The 17,979-nt window shown below is 50.2% G+C and carries 10 protein-coding genes; all 10 read right to left on the reverse strand.

Going from position 1 to position 17,979, the window contains the following annotated elements:
- Nucleotides 1-55 precede the first annotated feature (55 nt).
- The 10 genes from M6D81_RS20950 to M6D81_RS20995 all read right to left on the reverse strand — a co-directional run bounded on the left by M6D81_RS20950 (nucleotide 56) and on the right by M6D81_RS20995 (nucleotide 17,970).
- Nucleotides 56-1,729 carry a type 2 periplasmic-binding domain-containing protein gene (locus M6D81_RS20950; RefSeq protein WP_262678975.1) on the reverse strand — a complete coding sequence of 558 codons (1,674 nt, stop codon included), beginning with the start codon at nucleotides 1,727-1,729 and terminating at the stop codon, nucleotides 56-58.
- A 150-nt stretch (nucleotides 1,730-1,879) separates the two neighbouring features.
- Nucleotides 1,880-4,198 carry a helix-turn-helix domain-containing protein gene (locus M6D81_RS20955; RefSeq protein ID WP_262678976.1) on the reverse strand — a complete coding sequence of 773 codons (2,319 nt, stop codon included), beginning with the start codon at nucleotides 4,196-4,198 and terminating at the stop codon, nucleotides 1,880-1,882.
- Nucleotides 4,199-4,578: 380 nt separating this feature from the next.
- Nucleotides 4,579-6,702, reverse strand: a complete 2,124-nt coding sequence (locus M6D81_RS20960; RefSeq protein WP_262678977.1) for a beta-galactosidase — start codon at nucleotides 6,700-6,702, stop codon at nucleotides 4,579-4,581.
- Nucleotides 6,703-6,873: 171 nt separating this feature from the next.
- Nucleotides 6,874-8,595 (reverse strand): type 2 periplasmic-binding domain-containing protein, encoded by a 1,722-nt coding sequence (locus M6D81_RS20965; RefSeq protein ID WP_262678978.1) that lies wholly within the window; start codon nucleotides 8,593-8,595, stop codon nucleotides 6,874-6,876.
- A 68-nt stretch (nucleotides 8,596-8,663) separates the two neighbouring features.
- A complete protein-coding gene (locus M6D81_RS20970) occupies nucleotides 8,664-9,545 on the reverse strand; it encodes a carbohydrate ABC transporter permease (protein WP_262678979.1) in 882 nt (293 codons plus the stop codon).
- A 15-nt stretch (nucleotides 9,546-9,560) separates the two neighbouring features.
- Nucleotides 9,561-10,466, reverse strand: coding sequence for an ABC transporter permease (locus tag M6D81_RS20975; protein WP_262678980.1), 906 nt, complete (start codon nucleotides 10,464-10,466; stop codon nucleotides 9,561-9,563).
- A 199-nt stretch (nucleotides 10,467-10,665) separates the two neighbouring features.
- Nucleotides 10,666-12,288, reverse strand: a complete 1,623-nt coding sequence (locus M6D81_RS20980) for a response regulator (protein ID WP_262678982.1) — start codon at nucleotides 12,286-12,288, stop codon at nucleotides 10,666-10,668.
- A gap of 11 nt (nucleotides 12,289-12,299) precedes the next feature.
- Nucleotides 12,300-14,006, reverse strand: a complete 1,707-nt coding sequence (locus M6D81_RS20985; protein WP_262678983.1) for a sensor histidine kinase — start codon at nucleotides 14,004-14,006, stop codon at nucleotides 12,300-12,302.
- A 141-nt stretch (nucleotides 14,007-14,147) separates the two neighbouring features.
- Nucleotides 14,148-16,781: a glucosidase family protein gene (locus tag M6D81_RS20990; RefSeq protein ID WP_262678984.1), complete on the reverse strand. Its 2,634-nt coding sequence runs from the start codon at nucleotides 16,779-16,781 to the stop codon at nucleotides 14,148-14,150.
- 172 nt (nucleotides 16,782-16,953) lie between these two features.
- Entirely contained in the window at nucleotides 16,954-17,970 is a 1,017-nt protein-coding gene (locus M6D81_RS20995) for a zinc-dependent alcohol dehydrogenase (RefSeq protein ID WP_262678985.1), read from the reverse strand.
- Nucleotides 17,971-17,979 lie beyond the last annotated feature (9 nt).

Genomic DNA, 17,979 nt, shown 5'->3' on the forward strand with positions numbered 1-17,979 from the left:
CGGCTTTGAATCTCATGCAGCTGCTTACCGATTCAAAGCCGCCAGCGTTCCTCCTTTATTTCGTTCTGTCAAAAGCGTCTTGGGATATCTTAAGATATTCCTCCAGCCCCATCTGGTTAAGCTCTTTCAAATAATCATCCCAGTGCGACATGGAGAGATTGCCGGTGATGAAGGCGACAGCGCTTTCAATGACATACTTATCGATCGCTGTCTTGCTGTTCGCAATCTGTATCGTCTCGTCCGGCGTGTAACTGAGCTTGGTTATGAACTCATCCGGGAATACGGATGCATAACCTGTCGCAAACGCCGGGTGCCAGTTCGGCTTGGCATTCAGATCCGCATCATCTTTCCTCTTGTTGCCGATGGACTTGCCCATCAGCGGTGACTGATAATAAGGATTTACATTGCCCCAATGCTTGTTCTGCGGATTATTCCAGATGTCGGGGTTCAATACCGCAATCTTCGCTGTCAGGCCATCGGATTGTTCAAAGTCTCCCACATATTGAGAAGTCACCGTTGGATCATCCGTCCAGTCCACTCCTTTCTCGCCAAATCGGGACACAAGCGACATCTCAGTATCCAGCATAAAGTCGCCGACCTTAACAGCAAGTTCCGGGTCCTTGGCATCCTTCGTGACGAACCAGAGCTGAACCGGAAGTCTCGGATTGTAAGCCGTGGATACATGGCCTGCCGGTCCTGCAATCGGTGGGAGCAAGCTCATCTTGTTCTCCAGCTCGGCTCCGAATGTACTATAACTGCCAGCCGGCACAATGCCTGCCATGCCGCCCTGCACATTGACCAGCGACTTCAATTGGGTAGGATCTTGCGTGAAGGATAACGGTGACAACAAGCCTTCCTGCACGAGCTTATGCATATATTCCAGTCCTTGCTTCCACTCCGGCTGTATAAAGGAAGGGATTAGCTCTCCGTCCTTCACCATAAGATAGGATTTGCTGGGATCTGCATAGATGAAAGCGTTCATCAGGAACACCAGCGGGTCCTGCCCCCATCCGCCCAGAGCCCCCACCATGCCTATCTCATCCTTCTTGCCGTTCTGATTGGGGTCCTGTTCTGTAAAGGCTTTCAATACATTGTAAAACTCATCGGTTGTAGTAGGGACTTCCAAACCCAGCTTATTGAGCCATTCGGAGTGAATCCAGGCCCGACTTGAACCTTCGTTCCATACATATTGATTGTATCCGGACAATGCGTATACGTTGCCGTCCGCCATTTTGCTCATGTTGTAAACAAATTCCCTTTCCTCTACTTTGTTGTAATTAACAGCTACAGTCGGATCATTCAAGTAATCGTCCAGCTTATGAAAGACTCCTTTGCGCGCATAATCGTAAATAATAGAATCCGATAAATTCATATCGATGACATCGGGCAATTTCTCACCGGACGAAACCATCAATGCCAACTTGGTCAATGCTTCCTCTTTCTTACTGGGCAGCTCGATAAAATCCAAATTGACATTCATGCCTTCTTCAATAAGCTTGGTAAAATGATTGGTCTCGTAGTCCTCTACGTTCGGATTCGCCTGAATAGCCACCTTGATGGTAGGACGCTCCGCGCTCCCGGTATTGCTCGAAGAGCTGTCGACAGATTGGGCCCCCGAGTTATTGTCCTCCTGATTGGAAACGCACGCGGTTAGCAGCATCCCGAATAAACTGACAGCCATCAGAATACTTAACCCCTTCTTCATGGAAAATGGCGTTTTTTGCTCCAAGTTTGTTTGCCTCCCCTTTTGTTTTGTGGTCTTTGCCTGTATTCGAATACACTTGGATTGTATAAAGGGACTGCGCGGTTTGAAAACCTCCACTTTCAAATTCTCCCGCCTCACCGTATGATTGACTTCTGTCATTTTGCTCAGGCACTGTCATTCCGTAAGATTGCCATGATTTTTTCGCCATACCGCAGGGGAAACCCCATGTTTTTTGGAGAATGCGCGGTAAAATGTATTTTCACTGCCAAATCCGCATTCCTTCAGGACGCTGCTATTGGGAGCATCGGTTTCAAGCAGCAACCGCTCCGCTTTGGCCACTCGCTTCTCTTCGATATATTTGCTCAGACTCTTCCCGGTTTGCTCCTTCACAAAGGCATAGACATATTTCTCGGAGATCATAAGCTGATCCGCGATGCCGCTGGCTGATAGGGCAGAATCGGCCAGATGCGTATCAATAAACGCCAGCATATCCTCTTTCAGCTTTTCATTGTTGCTTTTTCGATGATTGGATACAGTCTCGCATAGTCGTATTGCAATAAGCATTAATTCATTCATTAATTTGTTCACATCACTGGCTTGATGGAATTCCGGCATGGATAGAGCCGAACCCTCCTCGGACTTCTTCTTATCATTAAATATCGCTTCATTCGCATTCGAGACGGTCTGCCTGAACAAGTAATACACCTGAGTCCTCTCTTGCTCCGACGGCGCGTACGCAGCCAGCTCATTCATACTGTCTTGGAACATCTGCGATACAAGTTTGCTCTCCCCGGCTATGATTGCATCATAAAGCTTTAGCAATAAGGTCAGCTCAAAGATCATCTTATCTTCGGCGGCATCCCCCGGTTTGTAATCAAACGTATACACACCGCTCGAGACTTCATTTTCATTCGTATTTAAAGCGTGGACAGCTTGTCCGTAAGTACTCTTCGCAGTCTTGATTCCCGAGGCAACAGAGCTAATCCCTGCATTAATCTTAAGCGGGAAAGGCGAATTGTTCGTCATCATCCGAATCAACTGGGAGAATCGCTCTTTCAAGTGCTGAGCCCCGCATTCCTCCGGTTCATGCAAGAAAATGACAAAAGTATATTCGCGTACATGCTGGCTGATTGTCATAAACTCATATGGAAGCCATTCTCGAAGCGCTTCCGCAAACTCCAAACCTATATTTTGCTGTACCGATAGATCGAGGTGCAGCGATTCCGCGAATTCAAATTCCACCTTGACGATACAGAAGCGGTCAAACTGCTGCCCGAAGTAGCTTCTCACCTCTAGCATCTCTTTTTCCGTGTGAGCACCGAGAATGATCAGATGCTTTAATATTGAGCTTTTCATGGAATGATTCAATGCATCAAGCTTCTTGAGCTGCTCTTCATTCAACGTAGTGATCGTCGAAAAAGCATGATTAATATAGGAATACTCATTACTGATAGAATAAGCGGTCTTCATTGATTTGGATGCTGCATCGACCAGCTTCTTCAACCAAAGCGTCTCCTTCATGGAATAAAGCAAGGACAAGAGCAGAATCACCAGCGTACCTCCGATTGCATAGTACAGAACGAGATTCAGTAAGGAATTTACTTGATCCTGAAAGGTATGCAGCGGAATGCCCACGACGGTGCTTAACCCAAGCATATCGCTCTTATGAGTCAGCGTGATGTACTTGTCCGAGGCTACCGTCACCTCATCCAGATTGCGAACGTCGCCGAGCGCTTCACTGCCCGGGTAGTTGGATGACATCAAAATCTGTTGGTTCTGATCGGTAATATAAGCGAAGGAATTCTCCCGTTGGTCCTCATGAAGAATCTTGCCGATAATATCCTCTTGATTGAATACAATCGCCAGAACACTCTCCTGATCGATCCCATTGAAGTAGGAATTATTAATAAACGCTGTCATCCCTTGAAACTCGCCTTGACGATAATAAGTTGAAGTAATCCCCTTGGCGGGCATGAGTTTTTCGCTGTATTTCTCCTCATACATCATACTGCGCCATTCTTCCGCAGAGAGGCCCGAATAGCCAAGGAAGCGGCCGTATACATTCTCGTAATTATCCGATGCGAAATAATTGGATATAAAAACCGGATTTTCTTTGAAAGTAATATATATATTGGAGAACAGGTCATTTGTAAGAGACAGGCTTCTCAGTTTTTTCTGGATCACATTGATATCCACATAATTTTCGCTCGGCGGAGGTCCATCCAAAAAGAACAGCCGTTTGAATTCTCTCTCCTCGCGTAAAAGACTGGTTATTTCATAGGATTTCATGATTTGCGATTCCAGCGACTCCATTCCTTCTTTCAGCTTAGTGCCGCTATTGTTAATCGTTAATTGCTTAGCCATTGCATAGGATGTATAGTAAAGCGGCACAATCACTAGAGAAAGCACGAACATAATTGAAAAATACTTCATGCATCTCTTCATAAAAATATGAACGGTCTTATGTATTTCTGTATCCCGTTTTTTCAACATGATCCCACCCCTTATTTGTAAGCGCTTCCGTAAAAGTGAATGACACACTGCTAGTGTGAAAGGATGACGCTAATTATGAAGTATAAGTAAAAAGTTGGTGGAAAGCAATTAGTAATGGGAAGCGTTGGAAAAGAAGCAGCACATCAAGTGTTTGAGAGATTCTGTCCTAACAAATTTATCGTAGAAAAAAAGCCACATGGAGCAGTTACACTCGCATGTGGCAGCATTTTGTTCGAATGAGGCACGATACTCTCTTTGCGATTATCTCTAGATACCTATAAAAGGGGACAGATCAATTCCATATTGTTTTAAAATTTGCTGAAGAAGTGCAATTATGAATAACAATATTAATACGTGACCGCGGCATTAAAGGCCAGATTCTAAGGGGACGACGGCAAAGCGTACAATCTGCCTTCTCCCGGAGCAAAGGCGGACGACATCGCTCCAGTGGCCGGGTTGTAATTCGTAGCCACTTCGCCTCCCGTCGTTTTGGAGATTTCCGTTACCGTGCTTGGTTTAGGCGAAAGCGTAAACGAGATGGTTCTCGAATTGACGGTATCCCGGTTGGTCACCATGACAAATTGGCGTCCATCGGCATCCGTCGAGTATCCGATTACTAACGGATCCGAAGGATTAGACGGCTGAAGGAAAAAGCTCGAAGGCAGCGCGGTCGTGCCCGCGGGCAGCGTTCCGGTATGATATACGGCCTTGGATGTCAGCGACAATAGCTTAGGTCCAAGTTTCAACACCTCCGCGTTAATATTTTGCGCGTACGTATACGAGGCGTTCTTGGTCCCGTTCGGCAGCAGAATGCCGTCATGGAAAGGTTCTCCTTGCCCGGATGGAGTCTCGTAGGTGAAGTAATTGATGCCTTTGGCCCCGTAGGCGAGGCTCGTGTACACTTGGTACCTCATTTCCCCTTCCGTAGGCGCTCTAAGCACCCCCGTGATCCCAACGGATTGAATATAGGTCCAAAAATCGATCGATGCCTCCAGGGATTGCCTGCGAATAATTTCCATATTCGAATAATAATCGGTGCTGATTCCGCCGCTTGCGCCGAACGGATAATGATCGTACATAAGGAAATCGGGGTCTTTGCTAGCCCAGCGGTAGACGTAATCTTCATAGGAAAAAGCGGTCAGGTTTTGATTAAGGGTAAACCAGAAATCGCCGTCCGAAGGACTGTCCGCCACGTAAGCCGTACCATCTTTCTCCCATTCCGTTCCACTCGTCGACTTCACGACCCAACCGACGGAATTGTCCCCGCCTCCTCCATGGGTAAGCTCCCAGTAATAGGTTGTATTCGGGCTTACGGCCGCATTCAAAGTAAACTGCGGATAATTCGTGCTCGCTCCCGATAATGTCTGCTGCGCGATCAACGTTGTTTTGGCGGGAGAATTCCACAGCTTCAGAGCTAAAGGTTCGTTCGTCCCCCATTGATTCTTGTCGATATACAATTGAATCGTCGATATTGTTGTCGTCTTCGAATTGGTTTTAAAGGATTGCCCTACAGACTGAGCAGGATTTACGAATACCCCTGTTTGCCCGCCGAAGCCGAGGTTGACTGCATAGGTCGGAAGCAAATTCACGTACGTTAAATGATTCGGATCCGCTGCCCTGATCTTCTCGATCGTGCTTTGCAAACCGACCATCTTTGCGGCCGAAGGTTCATCGACAAGATGATAGCCTAAGAAAGCTCCGTTCGTTTTATAGTGGTTGGTAATTTGTGCGATATCGGCCGCATACGGCTCGGCGCCTCCGATAAACATGCTACGGGCGTAATGGAGATTAAACCACAAATCGTGACTCGCCTGGGCTACGCCGTCCCGATAAGCGGTTCCTCCGCTATATGCATCGGAAGTATGATAGATCACATAACTTTGAGCCAATGGCCCGTCGGAGGTCAACTCCATGTAATACGTGGTATTCGGTGCAAGCCATTTATAAAAATAAAAGGTTGGGTGGATCGTACCCGCGGGTCCGGTTATCGATGAAATTCCGATCAGAGTCGTCTTGCCTGGCGAATTGTAGAGCTTTAACGTCATCTTCTGACCGGCGGCCGGCAGATTTTCATCCATGAATAACTCAATGGTATCGATAGCGATATCCGGAGTATTCGGAGTCGTGAACGTTTGCCCGAACGAATGACCGTAGTTGAGAAAATCTCCTCCGTCGCCGCGATTTTGCAATTCGTAAAACTTATACGAGTCCAGCCTTTCTTCCTGTACGACGCACTTTAAGCCATTAGCGGCACACTGCGCCAATGCGGCGTCGTTAAAGGTTTGATTGATAACGCCGTTCGTCAAAAGAACGTAGGTCGCATTCATGTCCTTTATCTGTTTGTAATTTTCGAACGTCGTGTCCTGAGGACTCGGCGACCAGAAAATCCCGATGGGAAACGGGGCGACCTTCGGATCGGATATCACTGCTTGGGCGGAAGAAACGGTAGAGAAAACGAAAATCGTCACCAATAGGCCTAGAAGGAAAGGTGACTTTTTTCTCATAAAATGACCTCCTTTTATTGAGAACGCTTTCCAAACCCGGCTCACACTCTTCTTTAACAAGAATAGGGCAACCGCTTCATCGGATATAGGAATATTTTTACCGGATTCATTGGACTTTTTTGCAGATCAAGCCGTGGGACGACGAGAAGGAGCTGTTCTAGCTATATAGGACTATTCCAAATCCGGAATGGTTTTCAAGTTGTTCGTTCTTTCCTCAGAGATTTCGTCGTAGCCCAGTTTCCTTTCTGTTTCTTGCCACTTGGCGATGATATCCCGGATTTCTTCCTCAGATTTCGCTAACACGCTAGAGACGACCATGTCTTTCCACCGGGTCGCGTAGCCTGCGCCCTTTTTCAATTCGATCGGTCCGGGGAGGACGTAAGGGGCTTTATCCGTAATATAGGTATAGACCGGCTCTCCCTGTACGTAACCCATGTTTTTCAAGGTTTCGACGACGTCCGCCCTTTTGTCGTAAGCGGTTGGAGCGTAGTAATTCGCCTGGAGATCGTAGTTCGGCGTCGGGCTGTAGTACCAGATCCCTTCGGGGATTTTTTCGGTAAGACTTCCTTTGAATTTATCCGCTGCTGCTTGCGTCTCTACGATCTTGTTGTCCGCGTCGTACTCCCAGTCGATGCCTTCCTGCCCGAAGGTCGTCAGTTTCCAACCTTCTTCCCCCATCGTGTATTCCATGTACTTGATGAAGGCATTCAAGTTTTCCTCGCTGATGCTCTTCTTAATGATCCAGTAAGAGTTGACTCCCAGCATGGCTTTTCTGACGAAATCCGTATTCAACGATGGATTTGTCTTGCTACTGAACACGGTCGTTCCGACGAACAGCCCCTTCGGATTCACGCTCGCCAAGCTATCGTTGACCGTCATGACGTGGGTGCCCCAAGTTCCGAACAATCCCACTCGGCCGCTGGACGCCTTCTCGATATATTGTCCGTACTTCATCGTCAAACTTTCCTTGTCAATCAAGCCCTCTTTAAAGAGCGAATTGTAATACGCTAGGAATTCGAACAGATTTTCCGTGAATACCATATCGTGCCGTTTGACCTTGCCGTCGCTCTTATCCGTAAACCAATCGTTTAATCCGACCGTCACGTTGCCGGAGCCCGCATAGGAATATTCCGGATTATCGAACATGTATTTATTGTTCCAGAACATCTCTCCGAAATCGATGGAAGGGATAACCTTCTGCCCGTCGGGCAATTTGATGTTATCACGGAAAGCGATCAACGTATCCCGCAATTCGTCAGTTGTCTTGGGCATAGGAAGGCCAAGCTGATCCAGCCAATCCTTACGAATGAGCGGCGCGGTAGCCGGCTTGGTTCCCCTCGGCGATTCGAAATTTTGGGGAGCTCGGAACAGCTTCCCAGTTTCTACGTCCGTGCTGATCGGCAGAAGCTGGCTAACTTGCGCCTTATAGTTCGGCATCCGATCGAGGATTTCGTTCCAGTCCAACAGAATGTCGTTCCGTCCCAGCGAATCGATCGTTTGCGCCGCCAGCGTAGAGCTTGTCGTCATTAAGATATCCGGCATGTCCGTCGCTTTGGTGGCCGCCCACAGCTGAAGCTTCTTGTCGGCTTCGTCGGAGCTTCCCGTCTTCAGGACGTTAAGCTTGACTTTGAACCCCAGCGCCTTCTCGAGCTCCGGTCCAATTCTGTCGCGTGCTTCGTCGACGGTAGGCCATCCCCAGTTAAACGAGGAAACGAGGAGTTCCGATGGAAGAGCTTCCATCGAGGTTTCCACCGAAGCGGTTGCCTGTTGTGCCGGCGAGGATGCCGCAGGAGCGGATTCCTTCCCCCCGTCGTTCGTCTTGACGCAGCCGGCCAGAACGCTGGAAGTCGCCAGCGCTAGCGTAGCCAGTGAAACTATCATTTTCTTTTTCATGTCTGCTAACCTCTCCCTATGATTTCATTATATATAAATACCGTTAGGTACTCATACCGTTTGTCCGTTTAACCTTTGATCGAACCTAGCATCATGCCTTTGACGAAATACTTTTGAAGAAACGGATAGACGACGATAACCGGAACCGTCGTAATAACCAGCATGGCCATTTTGACCGACTCCGCAGTAACGGTCGCTTTGAAGCCCGAGTCCAGCTTCGAAATGGACGCGATGTTGGAAGCCTCATTGGTTTGAATGATTTTCAGAAGTACGTTCTGGGCGGTCCAGAGATCTTCGCTTGTCATATAAGTAAATCCGGAAAACCAGTCGTTCCAATGAAACACGCCGATAAACAGCGCAACCGTCGCCAGCACCGGCGTGCTTAGTGGCATGACGATACGCCAGAAAAGAGAGAAATCGCTCGCTCCATCGATGACAGCGGATTCTTCCAAAGCGGCCGGTAACTCGTTCAAGAAGGTACGAAGGATCAAGATATGGAAAGTGGCGAGCAAATGCGGCAAGACATAAACCATCACGTTGTTGACCAGGCCCAGCATGTCCATGACGACGTAAGTCGGGATGATGCCGCCGGAGAAATACATCGGAATCAGCATCCACCAGGTGAGAAACTTGCCAAAAACGAAGTGCTTCTTCGTTAACGCGAATGCGAACATCGCGGTCAGGATCAAATGCAGAACGGACCCGGCTATGACCCGAAACAATGTAATTTGGTAAGCGTTCAACAGCTCCGATGTCTTGAAGATCGCTTTATAATTTTCGAAGGAGAAGGATCTTACCCACAGGTATAGCCCTCCCCGCTGCGCGTCCAGCGGATCATTAAGGGATACGATCAAGACGTAGTAGAACGGATAGATACAGACGAACGTGAAGATCAACATAAGGATTCCATTGATCGCCGCGAACGCGTCGAATTTTCGTGTCTTCTTCATGGCTTACCTCCGAAATCAAATGATGGAATCACTCTTGGCGGCTTTCGCCAAATAATTGCAGACGATGAACAAGGCCAGACCGATAATGGCTTGGAAGATACCCATGGCCGTTCCGATCGAATACCCCATTAAGCCCATATCCTTCAAGTATCGAAGAACGAGCGTGTCCAGAATTTCGGCCTGCTGCTGAACGGTCACGTTCGACATCGTCCACATTTGATCTTGACCCGCCTTTAACAGGTTCGAGGCGTTCAGAATAAACATGAGCACGATCGTGTTTTTGATCCCCGGGAGAGAGATGTGCCAGATCTGCCTGAACCGGCTGGCTCCATCCACCTTGGCTGCCTCGTACTGCTGGACGTCGATCGCGGACAAAGACGCGATAAAGATAATTGCGCTGAACCCCATGTTTTTCCATGCCTCGGTAAATAGAATGATCGGATAGAAAGCGTTCTTATCCGCTAAGAAATAAAACGGCTCTTTCAGGACCCCAAGGGAGACGAGCAGATCGTTCACAACTCCACCGTCGATGGACAAGAGCTTATACCAGATCCCCGCCGCGATGACCCAAGAGACGAAATACGGCAAATAGGAGGTCGTTTGAACGAATTTCCTGAACCATCCCTTGTTGATTTCGTTGAGCAAAAGGGCAAATACGACCGTGGCCGGGAAGAGCACAATCATTTTCATCACACTGATTAGGATCGTGTTCCGGAGCGCGTTATTAAAATCGGGCATATCGAATAACGTTCTGAAATTATCGAATCCGACGAAGTCGCTTCGGAACACGCCTTTGAAGACGTCGAAGTCCTGAAAAGAAATGACGACGCCGTACATCGGCAAATAGGAAAACACGAGAAAGAACAGAAATCCGGGTAATGCGAACGCGATCAACCATTTTTGACGATAAAGCTTGTTCATACCTTTCACCTGCTTAGCTGTAAAATAGTTCTCTCAAGAGAAATGTAAGCGCTTTCTTAACGAGATGAGCAGGACCGCCCTTTCCGAATTAGCCTTGCTTTCCAAAACGCCGCTCGGAATGGACTCGACCTACCACCGATTACGCCTTGCTTGTACTTCTACTTTATCGTACTGAGCAACTGCTTATCTTGTACGAATTTTACACGTTTTTTGGACTTTTTTTACTCTTCGTCCGCCATTCGTTCGGCGTCGTTCCCGTCGTTTTTTTGAATACCCGATTGAAGTATTGCTGATCGGAAAATCCTAGTCCGTGGGCGATGTCCGCGATCTCCAGCGCCCCGTTCTTGAGCAGCTCTTTCGCCTTGTCGATCTTCAGCCCAGTCACGTATTTGACGAAGCCCTGATTCGTGGCGGCCTTAAAGACGCGCGATAGGTACGAGGGATTAAGGGCAAATTTATCAGATACCGTCTGCAGAGTGATCTCTTCCTCAATATTTCTTGACACGTAAGCGATGATTTGATCGATGACCGACGAATTCGGAGCGGGATTCCGCAGGACACCTTCCTCCGATCCGGGATCGGAACGAAACAATCTCTCGATCATCGCCTCAATCATCTTCACGATCGCGCCGCGATCTTCGAGTTCGTCCAGAGCTCTTCCCGATAGAACGTCTGGATCGATCCGATCGACGAAATCGTAGCCGTTCTTTAAACAAAACCGGATCACCAGATTGACGTACTCGTTAAACAGGTAGTCTATCGAAATTTCTTCCCGGCATTCGACAAGAGAGCGGACGAATACATCCTCCGAGGTATGACGGAGAAGGGCGATCACTTTTGCAAGGCTTTTGTTTTCCAGACTTTGCTCGGCCAGCTTGAATTTAAGCGCGAGCGATTGCGAAGCGCTATTGTTGCGAACCTCGTTTGCGGCATACAGGAAGATTCGGTCCGTTCCGAAGCAAAATCGGTTCTTCAGCGCCTTCGCGGCTTGCCGGTAAGCCGTCCTCGGATCGCCGCAAGGTCGACTGACGCCGATCGTTACCGCTAAGCCGTGCTGATTGCCGAGCGACGCGCGAAGCCGATTCGCTTCCTTAGCCGCCACGTGGGCGAGCTGATTTTCGTCCTCGCCACCGAATATGAGAATGAAGGTATCCTTGCCGAAGTAATTTCCCATCATCCAGCCGTTTCCCATTTCATCGTCGAATCGATCGCGCAATTCCCGATAGACTTCGCCGTCGACTGGCCGTTCGCCGGTATGGAGCTTGACCGAGGCAACGAGGTAAGAGTCGTGCCTCAGCATTTCAATTTCCCGTTCCACGTCCCCCTTTTCGGCCTTATCCCCCCACCGGTCGGTCAAGAGATGATAGATCTCCTTTTCCATCGCCATGCGGCGATTTTCCCGGGTGACCGCTTCGATCCGTTCACTCTCTACCTTCGCTTGACCGGATGCCGCGATCGCGTCCCGCATCGCCTCCACCACGAGAAAAAGGTCTTGGGCCTTTACCGGCTTAAGCACGTAATCCGTCACCCCGTGCTTCATCGCTTTGACGGCGTAATCGAACTCAGCATAGCCGCTGGTCACGATAAACCTGATGTCCGGATACGCTTCCTTTACGGCCTCGATCAATTCTAATCCGTTCATGACGGGCATCCGGATATCGGTCAGAATCACGTCCGGAAGTTCGCCGCCTTCGATCAAATCCAGCGCTTCCCTGCCGTTTCCCGCCGTTAAAACGCTTTCGAACGAAACGGAACTGTCGTGAAGCAAATAAACGATTTTGTCCTTGCTCAGCTCTTCGTCGTCTACGACCATGACCTTCATCTAGATGCACCTCATTTCAATTTGCGACCAATAATGACGACTCTTGTCCCTTTCACCTTGGCGCTTTCGATCGAAACTCCGTAATCGCCGCCGAATAACAGCTTAAACCGCATGTTCACGTTCTTCAGTCCTACGCCCCTGCGAGTCCCGGAATGCGGCAAGGAAGATTCTTCATCGATATCTTGCATGATCTTGCGAAGTATGGGTTCCTCGATTCCGATTCCGTTGTCCGACACTTCCAGAACGATCGTATCCTCCGTTTCGTAAGCCTTAATCCGAATGACGCAGTCCATGGACATTTCGTTAAATGCGTGCTTGATCGCGTTTTCGACGACGGGTTGAAGCGTGAACCGAATCGTCCGGTACTCCGACATGCCTTCGTCGATCTCATAGATCACGCTTAAGCGGCTGCCGTAGCGAACCTGGATAATTTCAAGATAATTTTTCACGTGCTGGATTTCGGTTCCGATCTCCACGACGTTGTTGCTCGCGACGTTCATATTGTAGCGGTAAAAATCGGCCAGCTTTTCCACCATTTCATTAATTCTGACATGATCCCGTTTGATGGCCAGCGAACTAATCGCGTCAAGCGTATTGTACAGGAAATGAGGGTTGATCTGGTCCTGCAAACTCTTGATCTCGGCTTCGTTGCGCAGCACTTGGTTCTCCAGCACGTTCTTGACCATCGAATTAAAGCTATCGCTGAGATCGCCGATCTCGTCGTTGCGGTTAATGTTGCTTCGGATTTGGTAGTTCGACTTCTCTATGTTTTTCATCGTCTTGGATAACCGCTTGAGATCCCGCGTGCTCCTCGTCACGAAGAGATGAACGGCGAGAATCAAGATGGTCATCACGATGATTCCCGTCATCATAATGATGATTTTCGAATCGTTGATTTGTTTGTCGATCTTGTTTTGATTAATCAAAGAGACGACGTACCAGCCCGTTGTCGCGGAATTTTTAACATTGGCGTAATAGCTTGCCCCATTGAGATGAAGCGTGTCGAATTCGGCTAGTCGGCCGATGTCCTTGTCGCTGAATTCGTCGTAAGCCGAGACGTCGGAATTCAGACTGAAAATCACCTTCCCGTCCTCCGTCGTAATGAGAGTATCGTCGAACGCTTCGTTATTGACCCCATTGAGAAATTGTGAGAACAGGTTTTTGTCGGCGCTCAGTACCATAAAGTCTTTTTCTCCGGGCAGGTTGCCCCATAACTTGATGGCTTGGGTGAATAACGTATTGTTGTCCTTGCCAGATAACAGGGAGAACCCGGGCAGCAGCACCATCGATTGCTCGGAATCAGTGATCTCGCGGTACATGTTCGTATTCAAGGCATTGCGAATATATTTGAAATCCTGGCCGTCATTTAAATCCGTCGTCAGAATTTCCTGCCTGTCGAAGAGGATGACCGATAGCGATTTGTAGCCTTTGAAAAAAATCAGCGATCGGATGTTATCGTAAAAACGATTGTAGGCAACATATCCCTCGTAGGTTCCGACGAACTTCTTGTCCGCAATCACGGGGAGGTTGGCATCCTTGGAGAGGATCATAAGCACCTTCTGCATGTCGTCGACGTAACGGTCGATGCTGTTGCTGATCTGCGCGTTTAGGCTCGTAACGTACTGATTGATGTTTTCCTTCGTATACTTCTCCATGAAATGCGATAATAGAGCGCTTAAAACGGTAATAAAAACGATGCCAATGATCGTGTTGAACAAAATAAATTTATTTCTTAAACCAAAAAAGAGGAGTCTGCTCCTCTTTTGGAAAGATTGAACGTTATTCGTTCGTATAAGATAACCCCCTGACATGGAAGTGGGAACTTTGAAGGTAGGACGTTGCTCCCATTATAGCATCAATTAATCGAATCGCAGCGTAATTTCGGCGTTCCCGTCGAATTGTTCGACCAAGATGGTTTGCCGCGAAGCGGAATATGATCCGCCAATGATCGTTGCGGGATTCGCCCCTTCCGGATGCGGGAGCCGGATGCTTACAGTATTCGGCTTTCTGTCCGACCGGCAGACGACTTTCGCCACGATCTCGTTGCGCTCCAAATTCGATTCGACGCGCAACGTGACTTCTCCGAAATAAGTCACGATTCCGTCCAACTCGATGACGTTGCCGTTCTCCAGCCATCTGCTCGGAATTCCCGGCAACAAGTTCAACCGATCCTCCCCGTCTTCCATGTAAAGCATCCAACGGGTCTGCATGAGGAACCAGCCTTCTTCGTGCGTCTTATGCGGGCTGGCGTGCCAGAAGTGCTCCCAGAACGTATACGTCTCCCGGTCTGCCAATCCGGAGAAACCATTATAATAGGCTTTCAGGAACGGCTTGACCTCGCCGCGCTTCAGATGCACCCAAGGATGCATGCTGTAGTAGGGCTGACTTAAAGCGACATTGCGGGTACACATCAATTCATGATGATAATTCAACATGAATTCCGCTGCGGCTTCGTCTGGACGAACGACCTCTTGAAAAACGAGGTATAGCGGGCCCAGAAGGGAATCCCGAGCGGTGACCGAACCGTGCGTCAGCCATTTGCCGCCTTCCCCGTTCACGGAAAGCGGTCCTCTGTGCTCTGCCCAAGGAGGGACGGTCGGCACCCAGCTTCCGTCGGCCAGCGGGACGACCGGTGAACTTGCCATCGTGGCGAACAAACCTTGACGGATATCCTCTTTCAGAGCTTGCGCTTCGGTGTCTACTAGTGCGGAACTGCCGGGATCGACGTTCCTGAGCATCTCCGCCAGACGGCTCATCCCCATATACGCATACCCGTTTAACATAAAGGAGCGGAACGGGTCTTCCGGATCTGCGGTCTTCCCTTCCAGCATGCCGTATCCTTTGCCCCGAAGCTCCTCCGTTTTATTGCGGTCCCTCCACTTAGCCAGATAGTCGAATGCCTTTAGCAGATGGTCCTTTATCTTAATAACCCATTCTTCGTCCCGGGTATACCGGTAATGCTCTCCGAGACTCCACAACGCGGCGCCCGTTTCCAGCATATACCCGCCATAGTTTTGCATCAGACCGTCCTCGTGCTGCTTATCCAAGAAAAATCGCAATGCCCTCTCCGCAACGTCGTTCCATCCCATGGACTCCATGAATTGGATAATCGGCGAACTCTCCGAGCCGATCGCCGTATACACGCCGATCGTCGGAACGATCGTTCCGCCGGGCTCCAGGCCGTATGAGACGAGATCGAGATGAAGCAATCCGGCCTTGACCATCTCTTCGATCCGCGGCTCGGGAAGCTTGATCGACGCCGCTCGGGAAAGCTTCTCCCGCCAGAAAGCGCGGCACTCCGTCCATCTCTCTTCGAAGCTCTGCCGACTCAATCCTTCAGCGCGTTCCCTGGAGATGGGACGGTGAGGCAAGTAAAATTCGAAAGTGACCGACTCTCCCGGAGGAAGGAGAACCGCCGTCTCTTCCGTTCGAAGCGGTTGTCCGCCCAGCCTGGATACGCAGCAAATCCGATCTTCCGAGTAGCTGACGAACCCGTTATCCCCGTCGAACTTGTATTGCATGTCATCGTTTAAGACGAAAGCGTTGGGAACGACATTTTTGAACCAAGCGTATCTGGGCACTTGGGCTTTGTTCGTGGCTACCGCCCGGAAGTAGAGCACCGTCTCCTCATCCCGCTTCATCTCCTGCGGAAGGATTCTTTCCCGAAGCGCCGTCTGTTCTTCCGTCAGCATATGAAAGTGGCCGAAGCCGTCGGCGGCCAGATAATGCGTGCCCCTTAACGTATCGGCATTCAAAGGGCTGCTTTCATAAGAGACGAAGGATACCGTGTCGTAGACTACGTCGTTATCCGCGATGGAGGCGTGCAGGATGGGGAGCGTTCCGTCCTCGAGCCTGCGGGTAACGCCGTCCACACAGCCTACGCCTCGGCCAAGCATGTACCGGTAACAGACGGGCTTATCCTCGTTCTCCGGCAGCCTTACTTCGAAACCGTGAAATCTCGGCTGCACCCAGTCCCACAGCCTTTCCTCTCCGCCGATACCGCGAAACCCGACGCCGAAAATCCGAACGTCGCGCGACAAACCGAGCCATGTCTGGGATGCAAGCTCCCGGGTATGGGCTGCAGCGCTAGCGAAGGTTTCCTCCGGCTCGTCATCTATGCGCTGCAGATCGGTAATCAAGTTCAACGATTTGACGTCGTGCTGAATTTGCTCATAAGTCCGATCGTCCTCAGCCTGCGTAACCGCAATTCCGTAGGCAGGAATATATATCGGATAAGCCTTGTTCACATCCCGCAAGAAAAAGCTGAACGGGTGCTCCGACGTATCGATGTTCACCAGAATCGCCTGTGCACCTTGCAAATCCTCCGATCGCACGGTCACTTCCAGTCGTATCGAACTTCCGTCCGTGAAGAAGCTCGATCCTTCAGCTTCACCGATCCCACGTATAATTGCCGTACTAACAGTGCCGTAATTCGTCGAGACGCTTCCTCGGGACGGTCCCTTCTTCCACTCCACCGCGAATTTCGCATCCATTCGATCCAGTCTCCTTTATATCGTAATCCACATCGCTTTAAGCTTCCGGGACAAAGCGAGTTCTCAACGTTCCGATCTTCTCGATGCAAATGCTGACTTCGTCGCCGGGCTTCAGGTAAACCTGCCGCTCCACCGGCAATCCGAGTACGATTGCGAATGATGTCCATCACTTCTATGTGGAGGGACAGAGCATAATCTTCGCGATGGCGCCCGGGCCGGACACCAGCTTCTCGAAGCTGCTCTGGCCTTCATCCAGGGAACGATGCTCCGTCCAGGGCAACAAATCGATGCTGCCCTCCGCGATCCAGCGCAGAGCCGTTTCGAAATCGTTCCGCGAGTACGCAAAAGCGCCGAACAGCTTAAGCTCTTCACGGATCATCGAATTGATCGGCAATGTCGTATCGGCCTCATGAAGGCCGGTCAGCCCGATTCTGCCGCCGCGTCGCACGGATTGCACGCAGCGAAGGCGGGTCGAAGCGGCTCCTACCGCATCCACCGCCGCATGAAACCCTTCCGCAGGCTTAAGCGACGCAATCTCCGCGTCTCCCTGCGCCGGTGTGCTGCCCAGCTCCGCCGCGATGCGCAGCCGATCGGCGTTCAGATCTGCTACAACGATGTTCTCCAACCCGAGAGTTCTGGCAGCAGCCAGAGCGAACAAACCAATCGGTCCGGCCCCCAGGACGAGCAGACGATCTTCCGGTCTCAGAGCGATCAGCCGGCACAGATGAACCGCGCAGGCGAACGGCTCCGCGAATGCCGCCTGATCGAAGGAGACGGAATCAGGAATCAGGTGAATGTCGCGCTCAGGTACCGCGACATATTCCGCGAAGGCTCCCGGAGCATGCGCTCCGAGCAGCCTGCGGCTGGGGCACAGCTGCTCGGAGCTTCCAAGGCAATCCTCGCATTCGCCGCATGTGCCCAGAGGGTTGACCGTAACTCGGTCGCCCGGCCGGAACTTCGTCGCTCCTGATCCCGCTTCCGCCACAACGCCGGAAAATTCATGCCCCATAACGAGAGGCGGCACGCGCAGCGAGTTATGGCCGAGGAAGCCGCCCAACTCGGAGCCGCATATGCCGACTCTCTCGACCCGAATAAGCACTTGTTTCTCCCCGGGGGAGGGAACCGGGATGTTCCGGATATTCATTTGTCGGGGTCCTTCATATACAAGCGCCCGCATCATCGATGACATGTGTATCTC

This window comes from Paenibacillus sp. J5C2022 (assembly GCF_025567625.1).
In the GTDB taxonomy this organism is placed as follows: domain Bacteria; phylum Bacillota; class Bacilli; order Paenibacillales; family Paenibacillaceae; genus Pristimantibacillus.